The sequence below is a fragment of the Streptomyces sp. SKN60 genome (genome assembly GCF_026236535.1).
Classification (GTDB): Bacteria; Actinomycetota; Actinomycetes; order Streptomycetales; family Streptomycetaceae; genus Streptomyces.
On the sequence record NZ_JAHTMW010000002.1, the window covers coordinates 552,213 to 574,246 of the forward strand.

General features: G+C 73.5%; 17 protein-coding genes. 9 read left to right on the forward strand and 8 right to left on the reverse strand.

Annotated features, from left to right (window positions below; genetic code table 11):
* Positions 1-42 precede the first annotated feature (42 nt).
* The 4 genes from KV205_RS05600 to KV205_RS05615 all read right to left on the reverse strand — a co-directional run bounded on the left by KV205_RS05600 (position 43) and on the right by KV205_RS05615 (position 6,320).
* Positions 43-1,488 (reverse strand): S28 family serine protease, encoded by a 1,446-nt coding sequence (locus KV205_RS05600; protein WP_265862615.1) that lies wholly within the window; start codon positions 1,486-1,488, stop codon positions 43-45.
* A gap of 100 nt (positions 1,489-1,588) precedes the next feature.
* Positions 1,589-1,993 (reverse strand): hypothetical protein, encoded by a 405-nt coding sequence (locus tag KV205_RS05605; protein ID WP_265862616.1) that lies wholly within the window; start codon positions 1,991-1,993, stop codon positions 1,589-1,591.
* A gap of 110 nt (positions 1,994-2,103) precedes the next feature.
* Positions 2,104-2,463: a hypothetical protein gene (locus KV205_RS05610; RefSeq protein ID WP_265862617.1), complete on the reverse strand. Its 360-nt coding sequence runs from the start codon at positions 2,461-2,463 to the stop codon at positions 2,104-2,106.
* An 80-nt stretch (positions 2,464-2,543) separates the two neighbouring features.
* Positions 2,544-6,320, reverse strand: a complete 3,777-nt coding sequence (locus KV205_RS05615) for an ABC transporter ATP-binding protein (RefSeq protein ID WP_265862618.1) — start codon at positions 6,318-6,320, stop codon at positions 2,544-2,546.
* A gap of 296 nt (positions 6,321-6,616) precedes the next feature.
* Here KV205_RS05615 and KV205_RS05620 point away from each other — a divergent pair, with 296 nt between their 5' ends.
* Entirely contained in the window at positions 6,617-6,940 is a 324-nt protein-coding gene (locus KV205_RS05620; protein WP_265862619.1) for a hypothetical protein, read from the forward strand.
* A gap of 9 nt (positions 6,941-6,949) precedes the next feature.
* Here the strand turns inward: KV205_RS05620 and KV205_RS05625 are convergent, their stop codons facing one another.
* Positions 6,950-8,632 carry a thiamine pyrophosphate-binding protein gene (locus tag KV205_RS05625; RefSeq protein ID WP_265862620.1) on the reverse strand — a complete coding sequence of 561 codons (1,683 nt, stop codon included), beginning with the start codon at positions 8,630-8,632 and terminating at the stop codon, positions 6,950-6,952.
* A gap of 114 nt (positions 8,633-8,746) precedes the next feature.
* Positions 8,747-9,715, reverse strand: coding sequence for an agmatinase (speB, locus tag KV205_RS05630; protein ID WP_265862621.1), 969 nt, complete (start codon positions 9,713-9,715; stop codon positions 8,747-8,749).
* Positions 9,716-9,843: 128 nt separating this feature from the next.
* On the opposite strand from speB, the gene KV205_RS05635 reads away from it, so the two are divergent.
* From KV205_RS05635 to KV205_RS05650, 4 genes are all read left to right on the forward strand, one after another.
* The gene (locus KV205_RS05635; RefSeq protein ID WP_265862622.1) at positions 9,844-11,337 is read left to right on the forward strand and encodes a PucR family transcriptional regulator; all 1,494 of its coding nucleotides are present in this window, start codon (positions 9,844-9,846) and stop codon (positions 11,335-11,337) included.
* Between the two features lie 140 nt (positions 11,338-11,477).
* On the forward strand, positions 11,478-12,635 hold the full coding sequence (locus tag KV205_RS05640; RefSeq protein ID WP_265862624.1) for an acyl-CoA dehydrogenase family protein: 1,158 nt from the start codon (positions 11,478-11,480) through the stop codon (positions 12,633-12,635).
* The gene (locus tag KV205_RS05645) at positions 12,636-13,508 is read left to right on the forward strand and encodes an acyl-CoA thioesterase II (RefSeq protein WP_265862625.1); all 873 of its coding nucleotides are present in this window, start codon (positions 12,636-12,638) and stop codon (positions 13,506-13,508) included.
* 22 nt (positions 13,509-13,530) lie between these two features.
* Entirely contained in the window at positions 13,531-14,475 is a 945-nt protein-coding gene (locus KV205_RS05650) for a cation diffusion facilitator family transporter (RefSeq protein ID WP_265862626.1), read from the forward strand.
* A gap of 65 nt (positions 14,476-14,540) precedes the next feature.
* Here the strand turns inward: KV205_RS05650 and KV205_RS05655 are convergent, their stop codons facing one another.
* Together KV205_RS05655 and KV205_RS05660 are read right to left on the reverse strand one after the other, a co-directional pair.
* Positions 14,541-15,335, reverse strand: coding sequence for a phosphatase (locus KV205_RS05655; protein ID WP_265862627.1), 795 nt, complete (start codon positions 15,333-15,335; stop codon positions 14,541-14,543).
* Between the two features lie 314 nt (positions 15,336-15,649).
* Positions 15,650-16,264, reverse strand: a complete 615-nt coding sequence (locus KV205_RS05660) for a TetR/AcrR family transcriptional regulator (protein WP_265862629.1) — start codon at positions 16,262-16,264, stop codon at positions 15,650-15,652.
* A 100-nt stretch (positions 16,265-16,364) separates the two neighbouring features.
* Here KV205_RS05660 and KV205_RS05665 point away from each other — a divergent pair, with 100 nt between their 5' ends.
* Genes KV205_RS05665 through KV205_RS05680 form a run of 4 tightly spaced genes read left to right on the forward strand, consistent with a single transcriptional unit; the run spans position 16,365 to position 22,019 of the window.
* The gene (locus KV205_RS05665) at positions 16,365-17,972 is read left to right on the forward strand and encodes a carboxyl transferase domain-containing protein (RefSeq protein WP_265862631.1); all 1,608 of its coding nucleotides are present in this window, start codon (positions 16,365-16,367) and stop codon (positions 17,970-17,972) included.
* A gap of 14 nt (positions 17,973-17,986) precedes the next feature.
* Positions 17,987-19,918 (forward strand): biotin carboxylase N-terminal domain-containing protein, encoded by a 1,932-nt coding sequence (locus KV205_RS05670; RefSeq protein WP_265862632.1) that lies wholly within the window; start codon positions 17,987-17,989, stop codon positions 19,916-19,918.
* A complete protein-coding gene (locus tag KV205_RS05675) occupies positions 19,915-20,856 on the forward strand; it encodes a hydroxymethylglutaryl-CoA lyase (RefSeq protein ID WP_265862633.1) in 942 nt (313 codons plus the stop codon). Before KV205_RS05670 ends, KV205_RS05675 begins: the two co-directional genes overlap by 4 nt.
* Positions 20,857-20,858: 2 nt before the next feature.
* The gene (locus tag KV205_RS05680) at positions 20,859-22,019 is read left to right on the forward strand and encodes an acyl-CoA dehydrogenase family protein (protein WP_265862634.1); all 1,161 of its coding nucleotides are present in this window, start codon (positions 20,859-20,861) and stop codon (positions 22,017-22,019) included.
* Positions 22,020-22,034: the final 15 nt, after the last annotated feature.

Genomic DNA, 22,034 nt, shown 5'->3' on the forward strand with positions numbered 1-22,034 from the left:
CGTGCGTACGGGGGCCCGGAACCACGGGAATCGCGGACGGACCTACGGGCGCAGCCCGTGCTCCCGGGTGGCGTCCTCGTCGACCGGCCGGTCGATCCGGGCGTCGAAGCGGGCCAGCGGCTGCGCGGCCCGGACGGCGGGGGCGTCGACGCCGGCCCAGGCGAGGATCCGGGCGGTGGCGTTGGCCCGTTCGGCCTCGACCAGACCGGCCACGTTGGCGCCGTGGTTGGCGCCCGGCGCCACGTACACGAAGCTGTCGCGGGCGCCCTTGCCGAGGCGGAACTGCTCGGAGCCCCACGGGTCGTTGCCGCCGTAGACGAACAGCATGTGGTTGGCGTTGTGGCGGACCCAGGTGTCGACGTCCCGCATCACCCACGGCTTGAACTTCATGGGGATCTCGCGCGGCACGAAGTTGCGGGCCGGCTGGTAGCCGTAGCGGCTCAGCCCGGCCAGGTGGGGCTGGGTGATGGTGGGCGAGCCGAGCTCGGTCGCCGCCTGGTAGTAGTACGGCGTGTAGCCCTCCAGGCTCTGGTCGGTGTACGCGGCCCAGCCGGAGTAGGCGTCGATCGTCTCGTAGACGGTGTCGTCGCTCGCGGTGGCGGCGTCCGGGATCTGGTCGCAGACGTCCTGGCCGTAGTACTGCCAGAAGCCCCACACGAAATCGAGGACGACGGCCTCGTAGGCCTTGTCGAGCGTGCCGAGGGTGTTGAAGGTGGAGCCGTCGGCCGCGGCCTGGGCGGCGAGCTTCTTCTCCAGCGGCTCGCGGCGCACCAGCGCCTCGCGCTGCATCGCGTTCAGCCGGTCGCGGCAGTCCTTGGTGCCGACGGTCTCGAAGAAGCGGTCGTAGGCCGAGTCCTCCTTCTCCACCACGTCGTTGGGCGCCACGTACGCCACCACGCCGTCCATGTCGCGCGGGTAGAAGCGCTCGTAGTAGGTGGCGGTCATGCCGCCCTTGGAGGCGCCGGTGGACAGCCAGTTCTTGCCGTAGATCTTCTTCAGCGCGGTGAAGATGCGGTGCTGGTCGCTGGCGGCCTGCCAGATGTCCAGCTTCGACCAGTCGGCGGGCTGCGGCCGGGACGGCGTGAAGAAGCGGTACTCCATGGAGACCTGGTTGCCGTCGACGATCCGGGTCGGCTCGGCGCGGCCGGGCGTGGTACTCAGTCCGTAGCCGCTGGTGCGGAAGACGGTCGGGCGGTCCGTGTCCTTGTGCAGGACCGAGATCCGCTGCTGGAACGTGCCGGCCCACGGGCGCCGGTGGTCGATCGGCTGCTCGTAGTTCAGGACGAAGAAGCGGTAGCCGGCGTACGGCTTCTCCTCGATCAGGCTCATCCCGGGTATCGCCAGGATGCGGTCCTTGATGTCCGCGCTCTGCGCCTCTGCGACGGCTCTGCTGTCCGTGTCCGGTTCCGCGGCGGTGGCCACGCCGGTGGAGCCCGCGGTGCCTATGAGCACCGAGAGCGACAACAGCCATCTGAGCGACTTGCGCATGCACCCTCCCCTTGGTTCACAACGGTGTCGCGAACCTAGCGGGGGCAACGTGTGGACCGCCAGACCCAGTTGGGCCTTACGCCGGGGCGTTTCCTGTGCTTCAGCACAGGATCCAGCCGGTGGCGGTGGAGCGGCCGTCGATGGTGGCGGACACCCGGACGCAGCGGTTCAGCGCGTACACCGTGACCGGCCCGGCCTGCCGGCCGAACCGTCCGGCGTCCACGGCCGCCCGTCCGCCGCGCGGCTGCACGGACAGGGACATCGGCCGCAGCGGCCCGGGCCGCTTGGCGACGGCGACCGCGCACGCGTACTGCCGGGTGCGGTAGAGCCGCAGCTCGCCGGTGGCGAACCCGATGACGCGGGTGGGCCGCCCGGCGCAGACGGACGCCGCCTCGGCGCTCCCGGCCGGTGGGCCGGCAAGCACGAGCAGACCTACGGCCGTGACCAGGGCGAGCAGATACGCCGAGAGGCCCCGCCCCGTCTTTCGCACCGCCCCCGCGCTCATGTCCCCCGCCCCTCCCCTTGGTTCCCCCGCCTGAACTCGTACAGGTTTACGACGCGGCCGGGCCCGATTCGGTTGCGGGCCCGGCTCCGGCCGTACGCCGAAGACACGGCCTAGCCCGAGAAGTGGCCGGCGACGAGGGAGAGGAAGGTCAGCTCGGCGCCGAGCAGGATCCAGAACGCGGCCGTGCGGCCGGTGGCGGGGGTGTGCGGGGTGTCCGGGGTGCTCAGGGCCCGGATCCAGGCGGCCACCGCCACGGCGAGGGTGGCCAGGTACGCCCAGCCGGGGATCTCCCCGCAGGTGCCGTACATCACGCACTCCGTGCCGCTCGCCGAGGCCAGCGCGAGCACCACGACGAGGATCGTCGCGGGCACCAGGAGCAGCCCGGCCCACAGGGCGCGGGTGCGCAGCCGGCGCGCCGCCGTCGGTGCGGGCCGGGGGCCCGGGAGGGGCGGGAGGAGGTCGTCGCTCATGCGACCGATTCAACCCCCGTCCGCCCGGGGCCCGGTATGCGCTCCCGTACTCAGATCTGCCGTGCTCGGATCTGCCGTGCTCAGATCGCCTCGGCGGGAGTCGGCTCCTGCTCGGTGTCCTCGTCCTCGCCGATGAAGGTGCGCCACAGGGCCGCGTACCGCCCGTCCAGGGCGAGGAGTTCGTCGTGGGTGCCGTCCTCGGCGACCCGGCCGTGGTCCATGACGACGACCCGGTCGGCGCGGGCCGCGGTGGTCAGGCGGTGGGCGACGACCAGGGTCGTGCGGCGGCCGGCGAGGCGGTCGGTGGCCGCGTTGACCTGGGCCTCGGTGGCCAGGTCGAGGGCGGCGGTGGCCTCGTCGAGGAGCAGCACGTCGGGGTCGACGAGTTCGGCGCGGGCCAGGGCGATCAGCTGGCGCTGGCCCGCCGACAGGTTCCGGCCGCGCTCGGCGACCGCGTGGAGGTAGCCGCCGTCGAGGGTGGCGATCATGTCGTGGGCGCCGACCGCGCGGGCCGCGGCCTCCACCTCGGCGTCGCCGGCGTCCGGGCGTCCGTAGGCGATGGCGTCGCGCACGGTGCCCTCGAAGAGGTACGCCTCCTGCGGGACGACGCCGAGCCGGTGCCGGTACGCGGTGAGGTCGAGCGCGCGCAGGTCGGTGCCGTCGGCGGTGACCCGGCCGGCCGTCGGGTCGTAGAACCGGGCGACCAGCTTGACCAGGGTGGACTTGCCGGCGCCGGTCTCGCCGACGAAGGCGACGGTCTGCCCGGCGGGGATGCGCAGGTCGATGCCGGTCAGGGCCTCCTCGCCGTCGTCCGCGGAGCCGTAGCCGAAGGAGACGTCCTCGAAGGCGATCTCGCCGCGCAGCGAGAGCACGTCGAGCGGGGCGTCCGCGGCGGCGGTGGAGGTGGGCTCCTGGAGGAGTTCCTGCATCCGCTTGAGCGAGACGGCGGCCTGCTGATAGCCGTCGAAGACCTGCGAGAGCTGCTGGACGGGGGCGAAGAACAGGTCGATGTAGAGGAGGTAGGCGACCAGCGCGCCGGTGGTGAGGGTCTTGTCCTCGATGCGGTGGGCGCCGACGATCAGGACGGCCGCGGCGGCCACCGAGGACAGCAGGGTGACGAACGGGAAGTAGACCGAGATCAGCCACTGGCCGTGGATGCGGGCCGCGCGGTACTCCTGGCTGCGGGCGGTGAACCGCTCGGCGCCGGACCGCTCGCGCCGGAAGGCCTGCACGATCCGCAGTCCGGCGACGGACTCCTGGAGGTCGGCGTTGACCACGCTGATCCGCTCGCGGGCCAGCTCATAGGCCTTCACGCTGGCGCGGCGGAAGAAGAAGGTGGCGACGGCGAGGACCGGGAGGGTCGTGAAGACCACCAGGGCGAGCTGGAGGTCGAGCACCAGGAGGGCGCCCATGATGCCGAAGAAGGTGACGACGGAGACGAAGGCGGTGACCAGGCCGGTCTGCAGGAAGGTCGACAGGGCGTCGACGTCCGTGGTCATCCGGGTCATGATCCGGCCGGTGAGCTCGCGCTCGTAGTAGTCCAGGCCGAGGCGCTGGAGCTGGGCGAAGATCTTCAGGCGGAGCGCGTAGAGGATCCGCTCGCCGGTGCGGCCGGTCATCCGGGTCTCGGCGGTCTGCGCGATCCACTGGACGAACACGGTGAGCAGGGCGAGCGCGGACGCGGCCCAGACGGCGCCGATGGCGAGCCGGTTGACGCCCTCGTCGATGCCGTGCCGGATCAGGACCGGGAGCAGCAGCCCGGCGCCCGCGTCGACCGCGACCAGGCCGAGGCTGACGAGCAGCGGAAGGCCGAAGCCGTGCAGCAGTCGGCGCAGCCCGTACGAGGTCTCGGGGGCGACCGCGCGGCCCTCGTCGACCTCCGGGGCGTCGGTGGCGGGCGGCAGCGCGTCGACGGCGGCGAGCAGCTCCGGGGTGGCCCCGGCGCCTTTCGCCTCGCGTTCCTCGGCGCGCTCGTCCCGTACCCACAGGGTGGGGGTGATGCCGCGTTCGGCGTCGAACTCGGCGTCCAGCTCGGCCCGCAGGGTGCGGTCCTCGGGCGGCTCGGCCGGCAGCACGTGCCCCGGCGAGACGGCGCCCAGCTCGTCGGGGTCGGTGAGCAGCCGGCGGTAGAGCGCGGAGTGCTCCTGGAGCTCCTCGTGGGTGCCGATGGCGGCGAGCCGGCCGCCGTCGAGGACGGCGATCCGGTCGGCGAGGCCGAGGGTGGAGCGGCGGTGCGCGATGAGCAGGGTGGTGCGGCCGGCCATGACCGACCTCAGGGCCTCGTGGATCTCGTGCTCGACCTTGGCGTCGACGGCCGAGGTGGCGTCGTCGAGGACCAGGAGCCGCGGGTCGGTGAGGATGGCGCGGGCGAGGGCGATGCGCTGCCGCTGGCCGCCGGACAGGGTCAGGCCGTGCTCGCCGACCTTGGTGTCGTACCCCTCGGGCAGCTCGGCGACGAACCGGTCGGCCTGGGCGGCGCGGGCGGCGGTCTCGATCTGCTCCTGGGTGGCGTCGGGGACGCCGTACGCGATGTTGGCGCGGACGGTGTCGGAGAACAGGAAGCTGTCCTCGGGGACCAGGCCGACGGCGGCGCGCAGCGAGTCGAGGGTCAGCTCGCGCACGTCGTGGCCGCCGACGAGGACGGCGCCGTGCGTCACGTCGTAGAAGCGGGGCAGGAGCAGCGACACGGTGGACTTGCCGGAGCCGGAGGCGCCGACGACGGCGACGGTCTCGCCGGGCCGGATCTCCAGGGAGAAGCCCTCCAGGACCGGGTTGGCCTTGCCGTCGGCGCTCTCGTACGCGAACGACACGTCGTCGAACTCGACCGTGGCGGGCGCGTCCGCGGGAAGCTCCTTGGTGCCGTCCTTCATCGTCGGCTCGGTGTCGATGAGCTCCAGGACCCGCTCGACGCCGGCCCGGGCCTGCTGGCCGACGGTGAGGACCATGGCGAGCATGCGGACCGGGCCGACGAGGGAGGCGAGGTAGGCGGAGAAGGCGACGAAGGTGCCGAGGGTGATCTGCTCCTTGTAGGCCAGCCAGCCGCCGAGGGCGAGCACGGCGACCTGGCCGAGCGCCGGGACGGCCTGCAGGGCCGGGGTGTACTTCGCGTTGAGCCGGATGGTGCGGAGCCGGCCCGCGAACAGCTTCCGGCCGGCCTCGCGGATCTTGCCGGTCTCCTGCTCCTCCTGCCCGAAGCCCTTCACGACGCGGACGCCGGTCACGGCGCCGTCGACCACACCGGCGACGGCGGCGGCCTGCTGCTGCGCGTACCAGGTGGCGGGGTGCAGCCGGGTGCGGCTGCGGCGGGCGATCCACCACAGGGCGGGGGCGACGGCGAGGGCGACGGCGGTGAGCGGCAGGGACAGGGCGGCCATCACGCCGAGCGAGATGAGGAAGAGCAGCACGTTCCCGATGGTCATCGGGAGCATGAAGAGCAGGCCCTGGATCAGCTGCAGGTCGCTGGTCGCGCGGCCGACGACCTGTCCGGTGGACAGCTCGTCCTGGCGCCGCCCGTCGAGCCGGGTGATCGTCCCGTACATCTCGGTGCGCAGGTCGTGCTGGACGTCGAGGGCGAGCCGGCCGCCGTAATAGCGGCGGATGTAGGTGAGGACGTAGACGACGACGGCCGCGCCGAGGAGGAGGCCGGTCCACAGGGCGAGGGAGCCCGTCCTCGAACCGATCACGTCGTCGATGACGACCTTGGTGATGAGGGGCACGAGCGCGAGCACGGCCATGCCGGCGAGCGAGGAGCCCAGCGCGAGCACCACGTCCGCCTTGTACCGCCAGGCATACCCCCAGAGCCTGCGGGCCCATCCCGGGCCCCGCTCCCCCGTCTGCTGCTGCCCCACCGCCGCCACGTGGCGCCTCCCGTCCGTCCTGCTCTACCGGAAGGGCCAACGCGGCCGACGTGCGATTTCATCCCGCGGCAACAATCCCGGGCCGAAGGACCGACCCGGGCGGGTCGCAGGTCCTAGGCCGCCGGGCGGCCGGGCGGCCGGGCCGGGGCCGGGGCCGGGGCCGGGGCCGGGGCCGGGGCCTGGAGGGCACATGGCCGGGAACGAACGTTCGCGGCCTGCCCCCGCCGGGGTAGGACGAGGGCGTGACGGAGTCCACGCGGAGTACCGCGTTTCTATGTGGCCGGCTGTGGGCGGCGATGCACGCGCTGCGCGTGATCAGCGGCCGGCCGGATCCGGGCCGGCTCGCCGGAGGGAGCGGTCTGTACGACGCCCAGCGCTTCCCCGAACGGGAGCTGAACGAGCAGCTGGCCAGGGTCGGCAAGCGCCTGCGGGCGGCGCACACGCGCGGGGTGGAGCACGCCGCGGCGGCAGCCGAGGTCTTCCGGTCCATTCCCGACCACGTTCCGGCCGGCGGCCGGCTGCCGACCGGGCTGACCAAGGAGGCCCAGGAGGAGTTCCTGCTGGGCTTCCGAACCGGACTCGATCAGTACGAGACGGAGCACGGGGCCGTCATGAAGTGACCGTCCCGGTCACAGGTGCGTCGGCTCGAACATCTTCAGCAGGGCCGGGAGGACCACCACCGACGGGCCCGGGGTCTTCAGGGCCGCGGCGAGGTCCGACGCCAGGGTGTCCGGGGTGGTGAGGGTGGCCGGGACGGCGAAGGACTCGGCGAGGGCGACGAAGTCGGGGCGGGTGAGTTCGGTGGCGGTGGCCGCGCCGAAGGCGTCCGTCATGTACTCGCGCAGGATGCCGTAACCGCCGTCGTCGACGATCAGCCAGGTGACGTCGAGCTCGTACTGCTTCGCCGTCGCCAGCTCCGCGATCGAGTACATCGCGCCGCCGTCGCCGGAGACCGCGAGCACCGGGCGGGTCGGGTCGGCCACGGCGGCGCCCAGCGCGGCGGGGAAGGCGTAGCCGAGGCCGCCGGCGCCCTGGGCCGAGTGCATGGTGTTCGGGTGGCGCGCGTCGAAGGCGGACCAGGCCCAGTAGGCCAGGATCGTCATGTCCCAGAAGCTCGGGGCCCGGGACGGGAGCGCCTCGCGGACCGCCGCCACGACCCGCTGCTCCAGGTCGAGCTCCTGGGCGGCGAGCCGGCCCCGCACCTTCGCGAGCAGGGCGGCGACCCGCTCCGGGGCGGCCGGGTCCTCCCGTACCGCCACCGTCTCCAGGAGCGCCTGGAGCGCGAGGCGGGCGTCCGCGTGGATGCCGAGCGCCGGGTGGTTTGACTCCAGCTTGCCCGCGTCGGCCTCGATCTGGATCACCCGGCCGCGCGGGGCGAAGGTGTGGTAGTTCGAGGACAGCTCGCCGAGGCCGGAGCCGACCACCAGGAGCACGTCCGCGTCCTCCAGGAAGTCCGTGGTGTGCCGGTCCTCCAGCCAGGACTGCAGGGACAGCGGGTGCTGCCACGGGAAGGCGCCCTTGCCGCCGAAGGTCGTCACGACGGGCGCCGCGATCCGCTCGGCGAGCGCCCGCAGCTTGCCGGAGGCGTCCGAGCGGACCACCCCGCCGCCCGCGACGATCACCGGGCGCTCGGCGTGCGCGAGCAGGTGCGCGGCGACGGCCGTCAGCTCGGGCCGCGGCGGGATCTCGTCGGGCGTCGCGTCCATGGCCGTGACCACCGGCAGCGTCGTCTCCGCGAGCAGCACGTCCTGCGGGATCTCCACCCACACCGGCCCGTGCGGGGCGGTGAGCGCGGACTGCCAGGCGGCGGCGATCGCGGACGGGATCTGCGACTGCGTCCGCACGGTGTGCACGGACTTCACGACGTCCCGGAAGGACGCCTGCTGGTCGCGCAGCTCGTGGAGATAGCCGTGCCGGCCGCCGCCGAGCCCGGCGACCGGGATCTGGCTCCCGATCGCGAGCACGGGCGCGGAGGCCGCGGCCGCCTCCTGGAGCGCGGCGAGCGACATCAGCGCCCCGGGGCCGGTGGAGAGCAGCAGCGGCGCGGCCTCGCCGGTGATCCGCCCGTACGCGTCGGCGGCGAAGCCCGCGTTGTTCTCGACCCGCAGCCCGACGTACCGCAGGTCGGAGCGGCGCAGCGCGTCGAACATGCCGAGCGCGTGCTGCCCGGGGAGCCCGAAGACCGTCGTGGCGCCGAGGCCGCTGAGGCTCTCGACGACCAGGTCCCCGCCGGTCCGCCCGGCGGGCGGGTGGAGGGCCGCCTCGGTCTGCGCGGGCGTCGGGCGCAGGACCAGGTCGTGGTCGTGGGTCATGGGCCGGCTCCTTGGGGCGTGGGCGTGGTCGGGCGCGTACGCGAGGATGCCCGGCCCGGCCGGCCGCGAAGGCCGGCGGGCCGGGCACCCCGGGGAATTATCGGCTCCGCGCGATCACCGGCTCGCCGCGATCTGCCGCGACATGATCGTCGTCAGCTCGTACGCCGTGTGGGACGCCGCCACCGCCGTGATCTCGGCGTGGTCGTAGGCCGGGGCGACCTCCACCACGTCGGCCGAGACCAGGTTGCAGGAGGACAGGCCGCGCAGGATCTCCAGGAGCTCGCGGGAGGTCATGCCGCCCGCCTCGGGGGTGCCGGTGCCGGGGGCGTGGGCCGGGTCGAGGCAGTCGATGTCGATGGAGATGTAGAGCGGGCGGTCGCCGATGCGCTGGCGCAGCTGGTCGGCGACCTCGTCGGCGCCGCGGCGGTAGATGTCCGCGGAGGTGACGATGCCGAAGCCCATCTTCTCGTCGTCGGTGAGGTCCTGCTTGCCGTAGAGCGGGCCGCGGGTGCCGACGTGCGAGAGGGCGGAGGTGTCGAGGATGCCCTCCTCGACGGCGCGGCGGAACGGGGTGCCGTGGGTGTACTCGGCGCCGAAGTACGTGTCCCAGGTGTCGAGGTGCGCGTCGAAGTGGAGCAGGGCGACCGGGCCGTGCTTCTTGGCCACCGAGCGCAGCAGCGGCAGCGCCACGGTGTGGTCGCCGCCCAGGGTCATCATGCGGGCGCCGGTGGCGAGCAGGTCGTCGGCGGCGGCCTCGATGGTCTCGACGGCCTCGTTGATGTTGAACGGGTTGGCCGCGATGTCACCGGCGTCGGCGACCTGCGCGAGGGCGAACGGGGAGGCGTCCTGCGCCGGGTTGTACGGGCGCAGCAGGCGGGAGGCCTCGCGGATCGCGTTGCCGCCGAAGCGGGCGCCGGGGCGGTAGGAGACGCCGCTGTCGAAGGGGATGCCGACCACGGCGACGTCGGCGGTGCCGACCTCGTCGAGCCGCGGCAGCCGGGCGAACGTCGCGGGACCGGCGTACCGCGGGATGCGGGACGAGTCGATCGGGCCGCGCGGGGTGTTCTGGTCGCTGCTGCTCATGGTCGGTCCTCCTGGGATGTATCGGTCCGGAGATGGATCGGTCCGGCGAGTCGACAGTAGGGGGCCGGACAGCGGCGGAGAAGTGTGCGTTTCCTCCACAGTACGGCCGCGTGGTGTACGAAGGATCCATGACCACGTCCGCCGCGCCGGAGCCCGCGCCGCCCACCTCCCCCGTCCCGCTCGCCGCGCTGCTCGCCCGGCGGGACCTCGGGCTCCGGCTGCTGGCCGGGCCAGGGGACGTACCGCTGCACTGGGTGCACGCCTCGGAGATGGCCGACCCGTACCCGTATCTGCTCGGCGGCGAGCTGCTGCTCACGGCGGGCGTGCAGCTCGCCGACCCGGCGCGGTTCGTGGAGCGGGTGGTCGAGGCGGGTGCGGCGGCGCTCGGGTTCGGCGTCACGCCGGTGTACGACACGGTGCCGGCCGCGCTCGTCGGGGCCTGCGAGCGGCTCGGCCTGCCGCTGATCGAGGTGCCGCCCGAGACGCCGTTCACGGCGGTGGCCCGGGCGCTGTGGCGGCTGATGGCGGAGGCCCGGCTGCACGAGCTGCGCCGGGTGAGCGAGGCCCAGCAGTCCCTGGCGACCGCCGCCGCCCGCCCGGCGCCGGTACCTGCCGTCCTCGGCGCGCTCGCCTCACGGCTCGGCGGGCGCGCGGTGCTGTACGGCGCCGATGGCACCGAGTCGGCGGCGGCCGGCCGCGCGATCCCGCCGGAGGCGGCCCGGGCCCTCGCGGACCTGGCGGGCGTGGTCGGGCCCCGGCCCGGCGGCCCGGCCTCCGCGAGCGGGGACGGCGGCGGGCTGCGGCTCGCCGCGTACGCGCTCGGCGGCGGCGACGGCATGGCCCTCGGGATCGCGACCGAAGGGCGCGCACCGGGCGACCACACCATCGCCGGGGTCGCCGTCGTCCTGCTCTCGCTGCTCACCGCGCCGCACCGGGCCGCCGACATCTCGGTACGGGACGGGGCCCTGGCCCGGCTGCTGCTCGGCGCGCCGGTCGCGGAGGCGGCGGCCGCCCTCTCCCCCGGGCCGTGGACGGTGGTGCACGCCCGGGGCGGCGACAGCACGCCGTTCGCGGCGGCGGAGCTCGCGGCTGCCCTGGGCACGGACCTGGTGGACCCGGGCGCGGGTGCGGGTGCCGGTGCGGGCGGGGGAACGGGTGCGGGCGCGGGCCCGGCGGTGGTGCGGCTCCTGCTCCCGCCGGAGGCCGCGGCCTCCGTCACCGCCCGGCCCGGCTGGACCCTCGGCGTCAGCGCCCCCGCCGAACCCGCCGCCCTCGCCGCCGCCGACACCCAGGCCGCCCGCGCCCTGCGCCGCGCCGAGGCCACCCGCGCCCCCCTGGTCCGGCACCGCGCCAACGGCCTGGCCGGCCTCGTGGACCCGGCCGAGGCCGCCACCCACGCGCGCGTGCTGCTCGCCCCGCTCACCGAACCGCAGACCGAGACCCTGCGCACCTGGCTCTCCCTGCACGGAAGTTGGGACCGCACCGCGGTGGCCATGGACATCCACCGCAACACCGTCCGCCAGCGCATCGCCCGGATCGCGACCCTCCTCGACCGCGACCTGGACGACCCGGACGTACGGATGGAGCTGTGGTTCGCCCTCGGCAGCGCCCGGGCCGCATAGGGCTCGCTCTCCCCGCGGGCCGGGGCTGGATCACAGTCCAGAACTCTGGACACTTTCAACAACCCACGGGTAACTTGGACTGAGCAAGCGCTTAGACAAGCGTTGCGCCGGACCAGGACAGGACCCGAAGGAGGCGGCTCGTGCGCCGTACCGTATTCAACGAGGACCACGAGGCGTTCCGGGAGACCATCCGGGCCTTCATCGAGGCCGAGGTCGTCCCCGTCTACGACGAGTGGTTCGCCGCCGGCCAGGCGCCCCGCGACTTCTACTACAAGCTCGGCGAGCTGGGCATCTTCGGCATCAACGTGCCGGAGGAGTTCGGCGGCGCCGGTCTGGACACCCACAAGTTCGAGGCCGTCCTCTACGAGGAGACCGCCCGCGCCGGCGTGCAGTTCGGCGGCTCCGGCGTGCACGTGCTGCTCGCGCTCCCGTACATCAAGATGCTCGCCTCCGACGAGCAGAAGAAGCGCTACCTGCCGAAGTTCGTCTCCGGCGAGGAGATGTGGGCCCTCGCGATGACCGAGCCGGGCACCGGCTCCGACGTCGCGGGCATGAAGACCACCGCCAAGCTCTCCGAGGACGGCACGCACTACGTCCTCAACGGCGCCAAGACCTTCATCACCGGCGGCGTACACGCCGACCGCGTGATCGTCTGCGCCCGCACCTCCGCCCCGTCGGCCGAGGACCGCCGCTTCGGCATCTCCCTCTTCGCCGTGGACACCAAGTCCGAGGGCTACTCCATCGGCCGCAAGCTGGACAAGCTCGGCCTGCGCACCTCCGACACCGCCGAGCTCGCGTTCGTCGACGTCAAGGTGCCGGTCGAGGACCTGCTCGGCGAGGAGGGCAAGGGCTTCTACTACCTCGGCCACAACCTCGCCTCCGAGCGCTGGGGCATCGCCTTCGGCGCGTACGCGCAGGCCAAGGCCGCCGTCCGGTTCGCCCAGCAGTACGTGACCGACCGCACCGTCTTCGGCAAGCCGGTCGCGCACTTCCAGAACACCAAGTTCGAGCTGGCCGCCTGCCAGGCCGAGGTGGACGCGGCCGAGGCCGTCGCCGACCGCGCCCTGGAGGCCCTGGACGCGGGCGAGCTGACCCCGGCCGAGGCCGCCTCCGCCAAGCTCTTCTGCACCGAGGTCGCGCACCGCGTGATCGACCGCTGCCTCCAGCTGCACGGCGGCTACGGCTACATGAACGAGTACCCGATCGCCCGCCTGTACGCCGACAACCGCGTCAACCGCATCTACGGCGGCACCAGCGAGATCATGAAGTCGATCATCGCCAAGTCGATGGGCCTGTAAGTGCCGGAGGCAACACCCACGGCACTGGATGCCCTGCTCGATCTGCTCGACCTGGAGCGGATCGAGCGGGACATCTTCCGCGGCGAGTCCCGGTCCGCGCTCGTCCCCCGCGTCTTCGGCGGCCAGGTGGCCGCCCAGGCGCTGGTGGCGGCGGGCCGGACGGTCCCGGCCGACCGACTCGCCCACTCGCTCCACGCGTACTTCCTGCGCCCCGGCGACCCGGGCGCGCCGATCGTCTACAACGTGGACCGCATCCGCGACGGGCGTTCCTTCACCACCCGCCGGGTCGTCGCCGTCCAGCACGGCCAGCCGATCTTCCACCTCTCGGCGTCCTTCCAGACGTACGAGGAGGGGCTCGACCACCAGGCGGACATGCCGCCCGCCCCGGACCCGGAGTCGCTGCCCACGCCGGCCGAGATGCTGCCCCGCCACCTCCCCCGCGAGGTCGCGGACCGGCTGATCGAGGCGCGGGCGGCGGTGGACCTGCGCTATGCCGAGACGCCCCCGTGGGGGACGGTCGGGGAGCCGCGCGAGCCGCGCTCCCAGGTCTGGTTCCGCACCAACGGCAAACTGGCCGACGACCCGCTCCTGCACGTCGTGCTCGCCACGTACGTCTCCGACATGACGCTGCTCGACTCGGTCCTGCTCGCGCACGGGCGCGGCGGCTGGGCGGTCGGTGACGTCGTGGGCGCCTCGCTCGACCACGCGATGTGGTTCCACCGCCCCTTCCGGGCGGACGAGTGGCTGCTGTACGACCAGGAGTCGCCGACCGCGTCCGGCGGGCGCGGTCTGGGCCAGGCCCGGATCTACACGCAGGACGGGCGGCTCGCGATCTCCGTCATCCAGGAGGGTGTCGTTCGCGTCCCGCGCTGACACCCGGACATACCGTCCGACTATGTCGGAAATCGGTGAAAGCACCGCTGGAAACACCGGGGAAAGCACCTCCACGGTGATCGTGGCGGCGGTGGCGAACCTCGGGATCGCCGCCGCCAAGGCCGTCGCGGGCGTGATCAGCGGATCGAGCGCGATGCTCTCCGAGGCGGCCCACTCGGTGGCCGACACCGTGACCGAGGGCATGCTGCTCACCGCGCTGCGGCGGGGCAGCCGCCCGGCCGACGAGGACCATCCGCTCGGGCACGCGGGCGAGCGCTATGTGTGGGCACTGCTCGCGGCGGTGGCGACCTTCGTGGGCGGCGCCGTCTTCTCCTTCTACGACGGCATCCACACGCTCGTCCAGGGCGAGGAGCTCGGCGATCCGCTCGTCTCGTACCTCGTGCTCGGCATCGCCGCCGTCCTGGAGGGCTTCTCGCTGCGGACCGCGATCCGGCAGGTCAGCGCGGAGGCCGAGCGCGCCGCGGCGCCGTTCTCCCGCTATCTGCGGCTCACCCCGGACACGACCGTCAAGGCCGTCGTCATGGAGGACTCCGCCGCCCTGGCCGGTCTGATGCTCGCGGCCGGCGGGCTGCTCGGCGGGCAGATCACCGGCTCCGGCGTCTGGGACGGCGTCGCGTCGATCCTCATCGGCTGCCTGCTCGTGTACGTGGCCTGGGTGCTGGGCCGCTCCAACGCCGAGCTCCTGGTGGGCCGGGCCCTGCCGCCGCGGATGCGGGACGCGGTGCGGGACGAGCTCCTCGCGGTGGACCACGTGGTCTCCGTCCTGGACCTCACGACCCTGATCCAGGGCCCGGAGGAGGTGCTGGTCGCCGCGAAGGTCGACTTCCGCGACGTGGCCTCGGCCGAGCAGGTCGAGCTGGCCTGCGAGGACGCCGAACGGCGGCTCCGGGCCCGCTTCCCGTCCGTCCGGCGCGTCTACCTGGACCCGACGCCGGGCCGCGGTTGAGCACGGCGGGAAGGGGCCGCGGAGGCCCCGGCCCCCGGCCACGCCCCCGGCCGCACCCCGACCCGTCAGGCGTTCGTCAGACCCGCCGCGTCGAGCACGTACGCCGTCATCGGCTCGTAGTAGCGCGGGTCCACGACGTGGTCGTCGAGCGGGATCGTAACCTGCATGGTGCCCTCGGCCTCGGCGAGGAAGAGCGCCGGGTCGTTGCAGTCGGCGTAGCCCATGGACTCCAGGCCCCGCTGGGCGGCGCGGCCCGCCCAGCCGTGGTCGGCGACGACCAGGTCCGGCGCGGGCTCGCCGAGCGCGTCCAGGCCGTCCAGGATCGCGTTCATGGGCTCCGGGGAGTGGGTGTGCCACAGGCTGGCGCCCCGCTCGAAGACGGCGACGTCGGCGAACTGCACCACGTACCCCTCGTCGGCGGTCAGCCCGCCGGGGATCCGCACGATGTCGCAGCCGCTGGCCCGCAGCGCGGCGGCGATCCGGCTGTGCGCGTCGATCAGCGAGCCGGGGTGCCCAGTCGCGAACAGCACCCGCTCCTTCGCGGCGGCGGCCTTGGCGAGCCGCGCGGCCATCCGGTCGAGCGCCGCCACGGTCAGCTCGGGGTCGATGGTGTCCTGCCCGGCGCGGTGCGCCGGGTCGTCGACGACACCGCACCGCTCGGCCATCACGGCGAGCACGTCCTGCTCGTCCGTCCACCGGTCGCCGAACTCGAGGCCGAACCAGTAGTGGCGGTCGCCGTTGGCGAGCTTCCGGTAGTGGCTGAGGTTGTTGTCGCGCGGGGTGGCGACGTCCCCGGCGATACGGGTCCGGACGAGGTGCTCGACGAGGTCGGCGCGGCTGAGTATCGGCATGGCCCCCATTCTGCCGTTCCCACCGCCCCGCCGGGGCCCCGCCCACACGGTGGACGGAGCCCGGGACGGGCCCGCGGGCCGGAGGTGCGGGTTCCGCCGAACGGAGGCCATGGCTCCGGCGCACCGGACGGCGTCGGGACCGCCGCGCGGCCAGGCCGCGGCCGGCGGCCCGGGTCCGGCGCACCCGGGCGGTCTCGGGCCCCCGGCCGCCGAGGCTCGGCCCGCGCCGAGGTCGGAGGCGCCGCCGAGCTCGCGCCGCGGAGGCCCGGATTCCGCCGGACCGGCCGCCCCGGCCCCGCGCCCGGCGGCGCCACGGCCGCGCCCTACTCCGCCCCCAGCGCCCCGAACGCCCCGTGCGCCAGTTCCCTCAGCAGCCGTTCCATCGGCTCGCGGCCCAGGGGGGCGCCCAGGTGCGGGGTGGAGTTGAGGAGGCCGAAGACGGCGTGGACGGCGGCGCGGACCTCGTACTCGCCGGCCGTCGGGTACAGGTCGCGGACGACGGCGACCCAGAGCTCCACGTACTGGCGCTGGAGCTGGCGAACCCGCTTGCGGTCCTCGTCCTTGAGGCGGTCGAGCTCGCGGTCGTGGAGGGTGATCAGCGGGCGGTCGTCGAGGGCGAAGTCGATGTGCCCGTCGATGAGCGAGCGCAGCACCGCGCGCGGGTCGCCGTCGGACTCGGCGACCCGCAGCCGGCCGCCGTCGAGCAGCCGCTCGCTGATGCCGACGAGCAGCTCGGCGAGCATCGCGTCCTTGCCGGGGAAGTGGCGGTAGAGCCCGGGGCCGCTGATGCCGACGGCGGCTCCTATCTCGTCCACGCCCACCCCGTGGAAGCCGCGCTCGGCGAAGAGGCGGGCGGCCTCCTTGAGGATCTGCTCGCGTCGCGTCGGGGCGTCGGTCCGGCCGGAAGAGGACGGGGTCGGCGTCGGGGTGGTGGTCATGGATTCGATTCTAGACAGCGGGGTTAGCGGTCGTTAACCTTGGCGGCATACGTTAACGCTCATTAACCGAGTGGACCGACCGAGCAAGGGAGCTCGACGGATGCAGCAGGCACCTGCGCTGACGAGTGCGGCGGATCCCGCCTCGCCGGCCTGGCAGGCCAACGAGGCGGCCCATCACGAGCTCGCCGCGACCCTGCGCGGCAAGCTCGCCGAGGCGGCGCTCGGCGGCGGCGAGAAGGCCCGCGCCCGGCACACCGCGCGCGGCAAGCTGCTGCCGCGCGACCGGGTGGACACCCTCCTGGACCCGGGCTCGCCCTTCCTGGAGCTGGCCCCGCTCGCGGCGAACGGGATGTACGGCGACCAGGCCCCCGCCGCCGGCGTCATCGCCGGCATCGGCCGGGTCTCGGGCCGCGAGTGCGTGATCGTCGCCAACGACGCGACCGTCAAGGGCGGCACGTACTACCCGATGACGGTGAAGAAGCACCTCCGCGCCCAGGAGGTGGCCCTGGAGAACCGTCTCCCCTGCCTCTACCTGGTCGACTCCGGCGGCGCCTTCCTGCCGATGCAGGACGAGGTCTTCCCGGACCGCGAGCACTTCGGCCGGATCTTCTTCAACCAGGCCCGGATGTCCGGCGCCGGCATCCCGCAGATCGCGGCGGTCATGGGCTCCTGCACGGCCGGCGGCGCGTACGTCCCGGCGATGAGCGACGAGGCCGTGATCGTGCGCGACCAGGGCACGATCTTCCTCGGCGGCCCGCCGCTGGTGAAGGCCGCGACCGGCGAGGTCGTCACGGCCGAGGAGCTCGGCGGCGGCGAGGTTCACTCGCGGATCTCCGGCGTCACCGACCACCTCGCCGAGGACGACGCCCACGCCCTCCGGATCGTCCGCAACATCGTCGCCACCCTCCCCGAGCGCGGCCCGCTCCCCTGGTCGGTCGAACCGGCCGAAGAGCCGAAGGTCGACCCCATGGGGCTGTACGGGGCGGTGCCGGTGGACTCCCGCACCCCGTACGACGTGCGCGAGGTGATCGCGCGGATCGTGGACGGCTCCCGCTTCCAGGAGTTCAAGTCCGAGTACGGGCAGACCCTGGTCACCGGCTTCGCCCGGATCCACGGGCACCCGGTCGGCATCGTCGCCAACAACGGCATCCTGTTCGCCGAGTCCGCCCAGAAGGGCGCGCACTTCATCGAGCTGTGCGACCAGCGCGGCATCCCCCTGCTGTTCCTGCAGAACATCACCGGCTTCATGGTCGGCAAGGCCTACGAGCACGGCGGCATCGCCAAGCACGGCGCCAAGATGGTGACGGCCGTGGCCACCACGCGCGTGCCGAAGCTGACGGTCGTCGTCGGCGGTTCGTACGGCGCGGGCAACTACTCGATGTGCGGCCGGGCCTACTCCCCCCGCTTCCTGTGGATGTGGCCCAACGCCAAGATCTCGGTCATGGGCGGCGAGCAGGCCGCGTCCGTGCTCGCCACGGTCAAGCGCGACCAGCTCGGCGACGCGTGGAGCGCCGAGGAGGAGACGGCCTTCAAGGAGCCGATCCGCGCCCAGTACGAGACGCAGGGCAACGCCTACTACGCGACCGCCCGCCTCTGGGACGACGGCGTCATCGACCCGCTGGAGACCCGGCAGGTGCTCGGTCTCGCCCTGACCGCCTGTGCCAACGCGCCCCTGGGTGACCCCCAGTTCGGCGTCTTCCGGATGTAAGGGGACTTCGGAACATGCTGTTCGACACAGTGCTCGTCGCCAACCGGGGCGAGATCGCCGTGCGCGTCATCCGCACCCTGCGGGAGCTCGGCGTGCGGTCGGTCGCCGTCTACAGCGACGCGGACGCAGACGCCCGGCACGTACGGGAGGCGGACACGGCGGTACGGATCGGGCCCGCGCCGGCCTCGGAGTCGTACCTCTCGGTCCCCGCCCTGCTCGACGCGGCCCGCCGCACCGGCGCGCAGGCCGTCCACCCCGGCTACGGCTTCCTCGCGGAGAACGCGGCCTTCGCCCGGGCCTGCGCGGAGGCGGGGCTCGCCTTCATCGGGCCCCCGGCCGAGGCGATCTCGCTCATGGGCGACAAGATCCGGGCCAAGGAGACGGTACGGGCGGCCGGCGTCCCGGTCGTCCCCGGCGCCGCCGACCCGGACATCGAGGCCGCCGCGCACGAGCTCGGCGCGCCCGTGCTCCTCAAGCCTTCGGCGGGCGGCGGCGGCAAGGGCATGCGGCTCGTCCGCGACCTGACCGTGCTCACCGACGAGATCGCGGCGGCGCGGCGCGAGGCCCGGTCCTCGTTCGGCGACGACACGCTGCTCGTGGAGCGGTGGATCGACCGCCCCCGGCACATCGAGATCCAGGTCCTCGCCGACGCCCACGGCAACGTGGTGCACCTCGGCGAGCGCGAGTGCTCCCTCCAGCGCCGCCACCAGAAGATCATCGAGGAGGCGCCCTCGGTCCTCCTCACCCCGGAGATCCGCGCCTCGATGGGCGCGGCGGCCGTGGAGGCGGCCCGGTCCTGCGGCTACGTCGGCGCGGGCACGGTCGAGTTCATCGTGCCGGGCGGCGACCCTTCCGCGTACTACTTCATGGAGATGAACACCCGCCTCCAGGTCGAGCACCCGGTCACCGAGCTCATCACCGGCCTGGACCTGGTGGAGTGGCAGCTCCGGGTCGCGGCCGGCGAGCCGCTGGACTTCGGCCAGGACGACGTCCGCCTCGACGGCTGGGCCATCGAGGCCCGCATCTGCGCCGAGGACCCGGCGCGCGGCTTCCTGCCGTCCGGCGGCACGGTCCTCGCCCTCGACGAGCCGCAGGGCGCCGGCGTCCGCACCGACTCGGGCCTGAGCGAGGGCACCGAGGTGTCCAGCCTCTACGACCCGATGCTGTCGAAGGTCATCGTCCACGCCAAGGACCGCCCGACCGCCCTGCGCAAGCTCCGCGCGGCCCTCGCGGAAACGGTCACCCTGGGCGTCCCGACGAACGCGGGCTTCCTGCGCAGCCTCCTCGCCCACCCGGACGTGGTGTCGGGCGAGCTCGACACGGGTCTGGTGGAGCGGGACGCGGAGTCGCTGGTGGCGACGGAGGTGCCGGCGGAGGTGTACGCGGCGGCTGCGGCGGTACGGTTCGCGGAGCTCGCCCCGGCGCCCCGGGACGGCTGGACCGACCCCTTCTCCGTACCGAACGGCTTCCGCCTCGGCGGCGCCCCGAAGGCCCTGGCCTTCCCGTTCCGCGTGCCGGGACTCGAACCCGTCGTCGCCGAAACCCCGGCCGGCGGCGCCCGGGTGACGGACCGGTCGGTCAGCGTGACCGTCGACGGGGTCACCCACCACTTCCGGCGGGCCGGGGACTGGCTCGGCCGCGACGGCCACTCCTGGCACGTCATGGACCACGACCCCGTCGCCGCCGCCCTCTCCGGCGCCCGGCACGGCGGGGCCGACACGCTCGCCGCGCCGATGCCCGGGACCGTCACCGTCGTGAAGGTGGCCGTCGGGGACGAGGTGGAGGCCGGGCAGAGCCTGCTGGTGGTGGAGGCGATGAAGATGGAGCACGTCATCTCCGCGCCGCACGCCGGCACCGTCACCGAGCTGGACGTCACGCCCGGCACGACCGTCGCCATGGACCAGGTCCTGGCCGTGGTGACGCCCCGCGACGAGGAGGACGCATGACCGCCACCGGACTGCCGATGCCCGTGCCGGCCGCGGGGCTGCCCGCACGCGTGCGGATCCACGAAGTGGGGCCCCGCGACGGGCTGCAGAACGAGAAGACCGCCGTACCGACCGACGTGAAGGCGGAGTTCATCCGCCGCCTCGCCGCCGCCGGCCTCACCACCGTCGAGGCGACCAGCTTCGTGCACCCCAAGTGGGTGCCCCAACTGGCCGACGCCGAGGACCTGTTCCCGCAGGTCCGCGACCTGCCCGTACGGCTCCCGGTGCTTGTGCCGAACGAGCGCGGCCTGGACCGCGCGCTCGCCCTCGGCGCGGCCGAGGTCGCCGTGTTCGCGTCGGCGACCGAGTCCTTCGCCAAGGCCAACCTCAACCGCACCGTGGACGAGGCGCTCGCCATGTTCGCGCCGGTCGTGACCCGGGCCGCCGAGGCCGGACTCAAGGTCCGCGGTTATCTCTCGATGTGCTTCGGCGATCCGTGGGAGGGCCCGGTCCCGATCGAGCAGGTCGTCCGGGTCACCAAGGCGCTCGCCGACATGGGCTGTGACGAGCTGAGCCTCGGCGACACGATCGGCGTCGCCACCCCGGGCCACGTCAAGGCGCTGCTCACGGCGCTCAACGAGGCCGGGGTGCCCACCTCCCGTATCGCCGTGCACTTCCACGACACCTACGGGCAGGCCCTCGCCAACGCCTACGCGGCGCTCGAACACGGGGTCACCGTCTTCGACGCGTCCGCCGGCGGCCTCGGCGGCTGCCCGTACGCCAAGTCCGCCACCGGGAACCTCGCCACCGAGGACCTGGTGTGGATGCTCCGCGGCCTCGGCATCGAGACCGGGGTCGACCTGGCCGCCCTCACCGCCACGAGCGGGTGGATGGCCGAACACCTGGGCCGCCCGAGCCCGTCCCGCACCGTTCGCGCGCTCTCCCACAAGGAGTCCTGAGCATGTCCCTCGACCACCGGCTCTCCGAAGAGCACGAGGAACTCCGCCGTACCGTCGAGGCGTTCGCCCACGACGTCGTCGCCCCGAAGATCGGCGACTACTACGAGCGCCACGAGTTCCCGTACGAGATCGTCGCCGAGATGGGCCGCATGGGCCTGTTCGGCCTGCCGTTCCCCGAGGAGTACGGCGGCATGGGCGGCGACTACCTCGCCCTCGGCATCGCCCTGGAGGAGCTGGCCCGGGTCGACTCCTCGGTCGCCATCACCCTGGAGGCGGGCGTCTCGCTCGGCGCCATGCCGCTGCATCTCTTCGGTACGGAGGAGCAGAAGCGCCAGTGGCTGCCGAAGCTGTGCTCCGGCGAGATGCTGGGCGCGTTCGGCCTGACCGAGCCGGGCGCCGGCTCGGACGCGGGCGGCACCCGCACGACCGCCGTCCGGGACGGCGACCACTGGGTCATCAACGGCTCGAAGTGCTTCATCACCAACTCCGGTACGGACATCACGGGTCTGGTGACGGTGACCGCGGTGACCGGCCGCAAGGCGGACGGCCGCCCGCTGATCTCCTCGATCATCGTCCCGTCCGGCACCCCGGGCTTCACGGTCGCCGCGCCCTACTCCAAGGTCGGCTGGAACGCCTCCGACACCCGCGAACTCGCCTTCGACGACGTGCGCGTCCCGGTCGAGAACCTGCTCGGCGAGGAGGGCCGCGGCTACGCGCAGTTCCTGCGGATCCTCGACGAGGGCCGGATCGCCATCTCCGCGCTGGCCACCGGCCTCGCGCAGGGCTGTGTCGACGAGTCCGTGAAGTACGCGAAGGAACGTCACGCCTTCGGCCGCCCGATCGGCGACAACCAGGCCATCCAGTTCAAGATCGCCGACATGGAGATGCGCGCCCACATGGCCCGCATCGGCTGGCGCGACGCCGCCTCCCGCCTCGTCCTCGGCGAGCCCTTCAAGAAGGAGGCGGCGCTGGCCAAGCTGTACTCCTCGACGGTGGCCGTCGACAACGCCCGCGAGGCCACCCAGATCCACGGCGGCTACGGCTTCATGAACGAGTACCCGGTGGCCCGCATGTGGCGCGACTCCAAGATCCTCGAGATCGGCGAGGGCACCAGCGAGGTCCAGCGCATGCTGATCGCCCGCGAGTTGGGCCTGACCGGCTGACCCCTGGTCGAAGGT

Excerpts from the sequence above, each read along its gene's own strand:
- KV205_RS05655 (WP_265862627.1), bottom strand. The coding sequence starts at position 15,335 with ATGGGGGCCATGCCGATACTCAGCCGCGCCGACCTCGTCGAGCACCTC.
- KV205_RS05680 (WP_265862634.1), top strand. The coding sequence starts at position 20,859 with ATGTCCCTCGACCACCGGCTCTCCGAAGAGCACGAGGAACTCCGCCGT.
- KV205_RS05660 (WP_265862629.1), bottom strand. The coding sequence starts at position 16,264 with ATGACCACCACCCCGACGCCGACCCCGTCCTCTTCCGGCCGGACCGAC.
- KV205_RS05635 (WP_265862622.1), top strand. The coding sequence starts at position 9,844 with ATGACCACGTCCGCCGCGCCGGAGCCCGCGCCGCCCACCTCCCCCGTC.
- KV205_RS05625 (WP_265862620.1), bottom strand. The coding sequence starts at position 8,632 with ATGACCCACGACCACGACCTGGTCCTGCGCCCGACGCCCGCGCAGACC.
- KV205_RS05650 (WP_265862626.1), top strand. The coding sequence starts at position 13,531 with ATGTCGGAAATCGGTGAAAGCACCGCTGGAAACACCGGGGAAAGCACC.
- KV205_RS05665 (WP_265862631.1), top strand. The coding sequence starts at position 16,365 with ATGCAGCAGGCACCTGCGCTGACGAGTGCGGCGGATCCCGCCTCGCCG.
- KV205_RS05620 (WP_265862619.1), top strand. The coding sequence starts at position 6,617 with ATGCACGCGCTGCGCGTGATCAGCGGCCGGCCGGATCCGGGCCGGCTC.
- KV205_RS05610 (WP_265862617.1), bottom strand. The coding sequence starts at position 2,463 with ATGAGCGACGACCTCCTCCCGCCCCTCCCGGGCCCCCGGCCCGCACCG.
- KV205_RS05675 (WP_265862633.1), top strand. The coding sequence starts at position 19,915 with ATGACCGCCACCGGACTGCCGATGCCCGTGCCGGCCGCGGGGCTGCCC.
- KV205_RS05600 (WP_265862615.1), bottom strand. The coding sequence starts at position 1,488 with ATGCGCAAGTCGCTCAGATGGCTGTTGTCGCTCTCGGTGCTCATAGGC.
- KV205_RS05605 (WP_265862616.1), bottom strand. The coding sequence starts at position 1,993 with ATGAGCGCGGGGGCGGTGCGAAAGACGGGGCGGGGCCTCTCGGCGTAT.
- speB (WP_265862621.1), bottom strand. The coding sequence starts at position 9,715 with ATGAGCAGCAGCGACCAGAACACCCCGCGCGGCCCGATCGACTCGTCC.
- KV205_RS05670 (WP_265862632.1), top strand. The coding sequence starts at position 17,987 with ATGCTGTTCGACACAGTGCTCGTCGCCAACCGGGGCGAGATCGCCGTG.